This window comes from Breznakibacter xylanolyticus (genome assembly GCF_003254275.1).
Lineage (GTDB): Bacteria > Bacteroidota > Bacteroidia > Bacteroidales > Marinilabiliaceae > Breznakibacter > Breznakibacter xylanolyticus.
Map to the genome: position 1 here is coordinate 1 of NZ_QKZK01000064.1, position 7,291 is coordinate 7,291.

General features: G+C 40.5%; 8 protein-coding genes. All 8 read right to left on the minus strand.

The genetic code is table 11. The annotated features are described in order from the left end of the window. Window positions 1-353: 6-bladed beta-propeller (locus tag LX69_RS17585; protein WP_146260789.1), on the minus strand; the 353-nt coding region annotated here is incomplete at its 3' end. A gap of 55 nt (window positions 354-408) precedes the next feature. Continuing rightward, window positions 409-759: a hypothetical protein gene (locus LX69_RS17080; RefSeq protein ID WP_111447242.1), complete on the minus strand. Its 351-nt coding sequence runs from the start codon at window positions 757-759 to the stop codon at window positions 409-411. A 421-nt stretch (window positions 760-1,180) separates the two neighbouring features. Beyond that, window positions 1,181-2,278, minus strand: coding sequence for an efflux RND transporter periplasmic adaptor subunit (locus tag LX69_RS17085; RefSeq protein ID WP_170124452.1), 1,098 nt, complete (start codon window positions 2,276-2,278; stop codon window positions 1,181-1,183). A gap of 48 nt (window positions 2,279-2,326) precedes the next feature. After that, a complete protein-coding gene (locus LX69_RS17090) occupies window positions 2,327-2,752 on the minus strand; it encodes a DUF1573 domain-containing protein (protein ID WP_111447244.1) in 426 nt (141 codons plus the stop codon). A gap of 208 nt (window positions 2,753-2,960) precedes the next feature. After that, entirely contained in the window at window positions 2,961-4,550 is a 1,590-nt protein-coding gene (locus tag LX69_RS17095) for an OmpA family protein (protein WP_170124453.1), read from the minus strand. Between the two features lie 212 nt (window positions 4,551-4,762). Then, complete coding sequence (locus tag LX69_RS17100; RefSeq protein ID WP_111447246.1) at window positions 4,763-5,884, minus strand: 6-bladed beta-propeller; 1,122 nt, start codon at window positions 5,882-5,884, stop codon at window positions 4,763-4,765. A gap of 55 nt (window positions 5,885-5,939) precedes the next feature. Further along, the gene (locus LX69_RS17105) at window positions 5,940-6,290 is read right to left on the minus strand and encodes a hypothetical protein (RefSeq protein WP_111447242.1); all 351 of its coding nucleotides are present in this window, start codon (window positions 6,288-6,290) and stop codon (window positions 5,940-5,942) included. A 421-nt stretch (window positions 6,291-6,711) separates the two neighbouring features. Next, window positions 6,712-7,291, minus strand: a 580-nt coding sequence (locus LX69_RS17110) for an efflux RND transporter periplasmic adaptor subunit (RefSeq protein WP_146260790.1), incomplete at its 5' end; no start/stop codon positions are given.

Below are 7,291 nucleotides of genomic sequence, written 5' to 3' on the forward strand. Positions count from 1 at the left end.
TCGTTGGACACAAAAAAGTCTTTCAAATACAAATACTCACCGGGACCCCTTCCTTTTTTGTTGATTTTAGAAACAAAATCGCCCTTGTCGTTAAAGATAAAAACGGTACTCAATGTTTTATCTAATATAAAAATTTTGTTCCCCTGTTTCTTAATCACATCAAGGCGCGCAATCATTGAGTTTTCATTCGTTTCTAATGGTAGATACTGCACCTGTTGGATAAAAGAACTATCTCTTTTATTAGACATCAGTGAATCAAGATCCACACTTTCGGCAAAAGTGTTGTCTTTTTTTTGAACGCATGAAAAAAACAACACGCATATTGATAAAATATTGATTAATATATTATTCATGTTTGTATATTATTTAATAGCGAGAGACTTTCATCTCTCGCTAAATTATCTCTATTTAATAATGATTAGTAGTTCTGTATACCGTTTCTTTTCTTTCGTCTAAGATGATTTCTCCTGTTGCTGAATTTTGAACATAATAACCTTCATATCTATAATGTTTAACTGTGTATTGTCCAGTTTGACTATCATACGAAGTAGAGGTCATATATTCTGGGCCTGATTCATATTTTTTTTGCCAAATACCCCCACTGTTTGAGTTACTTGAAGTACCTCCACTATTTTCGTTATCTGAAGCTACTGCTTTATTTATTAAAGAATCTAGATTTAATTTATCGTTGTATTTATTTATGCTTGGAATAGCTATGCTTATAGCAAATATGCCTATTATGGCGATTTTTTTTATCATTATTCAATTTTTAAGTGTTAACATAGGACATGTCTGATATATCATTTCACAGATAACATCTTTAAGACGTTTTTATATAATTCCTTATCTTTGCCAATCACCTCCTTTCATTATTTAGGAGGGAGCCGGAAGGGGGAGCACATGCTTGAGAGGCTGGTGGCTTCCCCTTCTTTTTCCCTATTTTATTTTAGTGTTATCAGTTGTTAGATAATTGATTGTGGTTGTTTTTTTGCTTAAAGCATCAATTAATAGTTCTCGGTAGTGAGTTGTTTGAATTAAATATCAGGTATAAATGGTTGATTCATTGTTTTTTTTAATTTCATTGATTTCATTTTGCCTTTTGTTCCCTGCCAACTGATCTCCGTTAACTGTTAACAGATACCTGTGCCCTGTCAGTTGTTTACTTTCCTCTGTTCCCTGATCACTGTTCCCTGCCAACTGTCACCGGGCTTTCGTGCGCCAGATCGGCATTGTTGCTCACAATCACCTCTTGCCTGGCTTCGAGGCCGCTAGTGATGGTCACAGACGTTGTGTTTTCAAGGCCGGTTTCAACGTAGGTCCAGATGGCTTTACCGTTTTGGTGCACAAACACCACTTTTCGGTTTTGGCGGTAGATAACGGCTGTTTTGGGGATGACCAGGCAGTCGGGCAGGCTCTTTTTTACCACGATTTTGGCGTTCATGCCATCCATCAGGACTCCTGCATCGTTAGGCAGCGTGGCGGTGACCTTGACCATGCCCGAGGCATCGATGGTGGGGTTCACGGCCGTAACTGTGCCGGTGAACGAGCGCCCCGACAGGGCAAACGGTTGCACAGCCACCTGCTGACCGGGCGACAGGTGCGTCATTTCACTCTCCAGCAGCTGAAAGCTCACCTGCATGGTGCGGTTGCCAATGATGGTGCAGAAGCTTTTGAAGGCCGAGGCGGGGTTGTTGGCTTTTGCCTCCAGGTTGCTCACCACCCCGCCAATGGGGGCGGTGATGGTGGCCAGTGACAGGTTGCGCCGTGCCTCCGACAGGGCGGTGGCTGCGCTGTTGTACCCGCTGCGGATGCGTGCCATTTTCATCATGTTGGCGGGGATTCGGCTTGTGTCGGCCGCATCGTAGCCCATCGACACCAGTTGATCTTCGAGATCCATCACTGCCTTGTCGAAGGCGTTTTGGGCATTGTCGAGTCGCCGCTGCAGGTTAAAGGACTCCAGTTGCCCCAACAGCTGCCCTTTATCGACCCGCTGTCCCTCCTGCACATCCACGCGGGTGATCATCTCGCTCACTGTGAGCGGCACCAGGGCGCTTTCGCCGGCTTCCAGACGGCCGTTGCTCACCAGCTCGCTCTCAAAGGTGCCGTGCAGCACGTTGGCTACGGTGACCTGTGGCACTGTTTCGCGGGTATCGGTGGTTTTGGACATGGCAGTGGCATCGTTGGCATCGGCCTTGGCGGGTGTGCTACAGGCGGTGATGGCTACGGCGAGCACGGCAAAGGCCATCAGGGATGTGAGGTTTCGGAGTGTGGGTGTCATGTGGTATTGCATTTGGTTTGGGGTTGATGACAATGTGATGCTTGCGGGTTATTGTTGAGATGTAACAGGTTCCTCCACGCTTCCCTTGATGGTGAGCAGATTCATCCCATTTGCACCATTGTGGTAAACGGTTACGGTTTTCACAAATCGGCCGGATTCTTTGGCATCGTAGGTGACTTTGATTTCTCCCTTTTCACCGGGTGCGATGGGCTCCTTAGGGTACTCGGGGTGCGTGCAGCCACAACTGGCCTCGGCACTGTAGATGACCAGTGGGGCTTTGCCCCTGTTCTCGAATGCAAAGGCAACGGTTTTGGGGTGGCCTTGGGGGATAGTGCCAAAATCGGTCTCGGTGGCTGGGAATTCGATGGTGGTTTGCTTTAACTCTGAATTGGTTGAATTCAAACAGCCACCGATGGTAAGTGCAACGGTTAGTAAACTAATGATGATTGGATTGGTTTTTTTAAGGGGTGGCATGTTTTACTGTGTCGTTTTTAATGTTCGTGTTATTATTGCAATAATTAACAATTTACTACATGGATCAGTAATCCACTATCAGAGCTGGCAAAGAGGCACACATTGCAAATGTGCGCCAGCTTGGGATGCAATCGAGCGGGAGCGGTGGACATAAAAAGATCACCATCCATTTAAGACTTTGTCAAAATTTAAAACAATCATCAACAATTTATTCGGTGAGAATCCGCATCTCTACCCTCCTGTTTTGTTTTCGTCCATCTTCAGTTAAATTAGTCATAACCGGCCTGGAATTACCATAACCTACAGATACAAGTCGATTTTTAGATATTCCATTATCAATAAGATAATCGCAAACAGATTGAGCTCTTTGTTCAGATAATTTCAGATTAAAAGCATCGCCGCCGGTATTATCTGTATGTCCTGATATTTCAACTATAAGTGCAGGATTTTCGTTTAAAAAATCATATAGCCTGTTAAGTATTGAAAACGAAGAAGCCTCTAAAACCGATGAATTATAGGAAAATACAATATTATCGAGAACAATAGATTCGTTGGCTTTAACGATGGTGCCGTTAAACGAAATATTTTCCAGATCGTTAACCGGGACTGCTTCGGTATCATCAACAAAAAATCGAGGCTGAACAGAATCTTTGTCGCAGTCTTTCACTAAAACAAAATCATCAAGGAAAAATTTTGCTTGCTTATCTGTTTGATTCAAAAAACCCCATCCGAAATGCAGATATCGGGCATTTATGGGTGCTTCAAATACGACTGTTTTTTTTATCCAAGTATCTTCTCCATTGTCCCCAATGTATATGTTTTGACTATTTTCAATAGCAATGAATTCCTCATAAGTATTAATTTCATCCTGACTAAAACATAATTTCAATGGATAGTTGACGGGAGATTCAATCTTCCAAAACCAAAACTCTAGGTAATACAATTCACCTTTCGTTAGAGTCGTCTCCAATTTAGCTGTTATATAGCTTCTATTTCCATAAGCAGCGCAACAATTCTTCCATCCGATCAGCTTAATCATTGAAATAAATGAATTGCCAGTTTTTGGCTCGACTTCTATATTACATTCATTTTTACGAAAGTCTGAATAATATAATGGATGACGTTGGGGTTCACTTCTAAGATGTGTATAATATTTCTTGTTGCATTCGTTTTCACGATTTAGAAAGTAAGTTGAAGGATGCCATGGAGCCTCTTGATTAACGTCGAGAATTACTGGTGTTTTACATTCATGGCCTGACCATCCCGATACAGTGAGATTATAACCATTGTGTGTGCAAGGAGCATGTTTTTGGCATAAATCTGAAACATCTTTCTTAACTACAAACTGATTGGAATGAATGAATGTGCTATCAATGAGTATGTCGTTTTTAAATTTCAATGAATAAAAGTAAAACCGCCCCAAATCTTCACGGCATACGTTCGGCACACCCAATAAATAATCTTCAACCAGATACTGCTTAATGGTATCCTTATTTACGATCTCCGTTTTAATGCACTTTTTACTTTTGTTAATTAAATCCGGTTTCCCGTTTTCAGGAAAAGGATGGCCAATTCCATCGGTATATAAAATATGACTGGGAATGGGGCTATGGATCTCAAAACTTCCGTTTTTTATAATATTATATCCTGCTGGATAACAAGAAGTCACACTATCTATTATCCCGTCTTTAAAATGCTCTGTTAAAATCAATTTGCCTTGTTTATCCCACAATATTCTTTTATCTATTGAAATAGAATCAACAACCCTGGAGCCTCTTTTTACAACAAGCGATTTCACGACCTCGCGTATTTTACCGTTACCATAGAAAGAGGAATCGACTAATACTTTGGTCCTATAACTGGCACTGTCTTTTTGGCTAACAATAGTCCTACGTGAAGACAGGTTTGATTGAGCACTTAGATTGGCAATAACAGACAAAATGCATACAATTATGCAGGAACTATGTTTCATAATTAAGGCAATAAACTAATAAGTTAATCTGAACAAGATTAATTGGCTGAAATATTAGAAAAAACCACAATTGGATTGGCTTCAGTTTTAAGCTTTTTCAGTTGCTCCTTATGATTTCCAATTATTTGAATGTTTTTATATGATTGTAATAACTCCAAGAAACTTGCTCCCCCCGCATTAGAAGGAATAATTTTAGAGACAAAGCAATCATTGTCTACGCCTACAAATTCACTCCCTAGTTGCGATGTATATTTCACTTTTAAGTAACAGGAATATTGATGATCGCTCTTTGAGTAGATTACCTGATGTGGTAAAATGCCGAAAAAAGAAAATGTCAAATAATCTTCGTTTTCAAATATGCCCCATAAGTTATCTATTTTGTCATAATCCTTTTTGTCTGGGTATTCGGCATACATTTTTAATTCATCCAGAGTAGGAAAATCCTTGTTTTTTAAGGAAATAAATGGTGTTATGCCTTTGGGTGTTATTTGATAGATCATGTTATCTGTCGCACTGTAGTAATTAACCTTGTTGTTGCTTTTGTATAAAAGCTCATGGAAATTCTCCATTTTATCATTTATTCCGGCCACTGTTTTTAGGGTGTCAATGAAACGTTGCTCATCTATTCGATACAAACCAACACTGTATTCTAGTTTTCCCTCTATGTTAATTTCCTGAAATACAATTATTGAATCCGTCAGGTTTTCGCAATAATTTGCCTGAAAAGGTAATTTGATTTCGTTGATAAAATGGCCATTCATGTCATAGATAAAGAATTGACCTGTACAATCCAGGAGGTGAATTTTATCGTTGGACACAAAAAAGTCTTTCAAATACAAATACTCACCGGGACCCCTTCCTTTTTTGTTGATTTTAGAAACAAAATCGCCCTTGTCGTTAAAGATAAAAACGGTACTCAATGTTTTATCTAATATAAAAATTTTGTTCCCCTGTTTCTTAATCACATCAAGGCGCGCAATCATTGAGTTTTCATTCGTTTCTAATGGTAGATACTGCACCTGTTGGATAAAAGAACTATCTCTTTTATTAGACATCAGTGAATCAAGATCCACACTTTCGGCAAAAGTGTTGTCTTTTTTTTGAACGCATGAAAAAAACAACACGCATATTGATAAAATATTGATTAATATATTATTCATGTTTGTATATTATTTAATAGCGAGAGACTTTCATCTCTCGCTAAATTATCTCTATTTAATAATGATTAGTAGTTCTGTATACCGTTTCTTTTCTTTCGTCTAAGATGATTTCTCCTGTTGCTGAATTTTGAACATAATAACCTTCATATCTATAATGTTTAACTGTGTATTGTCCAGTTTGACTATCATACGAAGTAGAGGTCATATATTCTGGGCCTGATTCATATTTTTTTTGCCAAATACCCCCACTGTTTGAGTTACTTGAAGTACCTCCACTATTTTCGTTATCTGAAGCTACTGCTTTATTTATTAAAGAATCTAGATTTAATTTATCGTTGTATTTATTTATGCTTGGAATAGCTATGCTTATAGCAAATATGCCTATTATGGCGATTTTTTTTATCATTATTCAATTTTTAAGTGTTAACATAGGACATGTCTGATATATCATTTCACAGATAACATCTTTAAGACGTTTTTATATAATTCCTTATCTTTGCCAATCACCTCCTTTCATTATTTAGGAGGGAGCCGGAAGGGGGAGCACATGCTTGAGAGGCTGGTGGCTTCCCCTTCTTTTTCCCTATTTTATTTTAGTGTTATCAGTTGTTAGATAATTGATTGTGGTTGTTTTTTTGCTTAAAGCATCAATTAATAGTTCTCGGTAGTGAGTTGTTTGAATTAAATATCAGGTATAAATGGTTGATTCATTGTTTTTTTTAATTTCATTGATTTCATTTTGCCTTTTGTTCCCTGCCAACTGATCTCCGTTAACTGTTAACAGATACCTGTGCCCTGTCAGTTGTTTACTTTCCTCTGTTCCCTGATCACTGTTCCCTGCCAACTGTCACCGGGCTTTCGTGCGCCAGATCGGCATTGTTGCTCACAATCACCTCTTGCCTGGCTTCGAGGCCGCTAGTGATGGTCACAGACGTTGTGTTTTCAAGGCCGGTTTCAACGTAGGTCCAGATGGCTTTACCGTTTTGGTGCACAAACACCACTTTTCGGTTTTGGCGGTAGATAACGGCTGTTTTGGGGATGACCAGGCAGTCGGGCAGGCTCTTTTTTACCACGATTTTGGCGTTCATGCCATCCATCAGGACTCCTGCATCGTTAGGCAGCGTGGCGGTGACCTTGACCATGCCCGAGGCATCGATGGTGGGGTTCACGGCCGTAACTGTGCCGGTGAACGAGCGCCCCGACAGGGCAAACGGTTGCACAGCCACCTGCTGACCGGGCGACAGGTGCGTCATTTCACTCTCCAGCAGCTGAAAGCTCACCTGCATGGTGCGGTTGCCAATGATGGTGCAGAAGCTTTTGAAGGCCGAGGCGGGGTTGTTGGCTTTTGCCTCCAGGTTGCTCACCACCCCGCCAATGGGGGCGGTGATGGTGGCCAGTGACAGGTTG

What these genes read in the sequence shown, in the direction of transcription:
- LX69_RS17080 (WP_111447242.1), bottom strand. Translation starts at nt 759, where the DNA reads ATGATAAAAAAAATCGCCATAATAGGCATATTTGCTATAAGCATAGCT.
- LX69_RS17085 (WP_170124452.1), bottom strand. Translation starts at nt 2,278, where the DNA reads ATGACACCCACACTCCGAAACCTCACATCCCTGATGGCCTTTGCCGTG.
- LX69_RS17090 (WP_111447244.1), bottom strand. Translation starts at nt 2,752, where the DNA reads ATGCCACCCCTTAAAAAAACCAATCCAATCATCATTAGTTTACTAACC.
- LX69_RS17100 (WP_111447246.1), bottom strand. Translation starts at nt 5,884, where the DNA reads ATGAATAATATATTAATCAATATTTTATCAATATGCGTGTTGTTTTTT.
- LX69_RS17105 (WP_111447242.1), bottom strand. Translation starts at nt 6,290, where the DNA reads ATGATAAAAAAAATCGCCATAATAGGCATATTTGCTATAAGCATAGCT.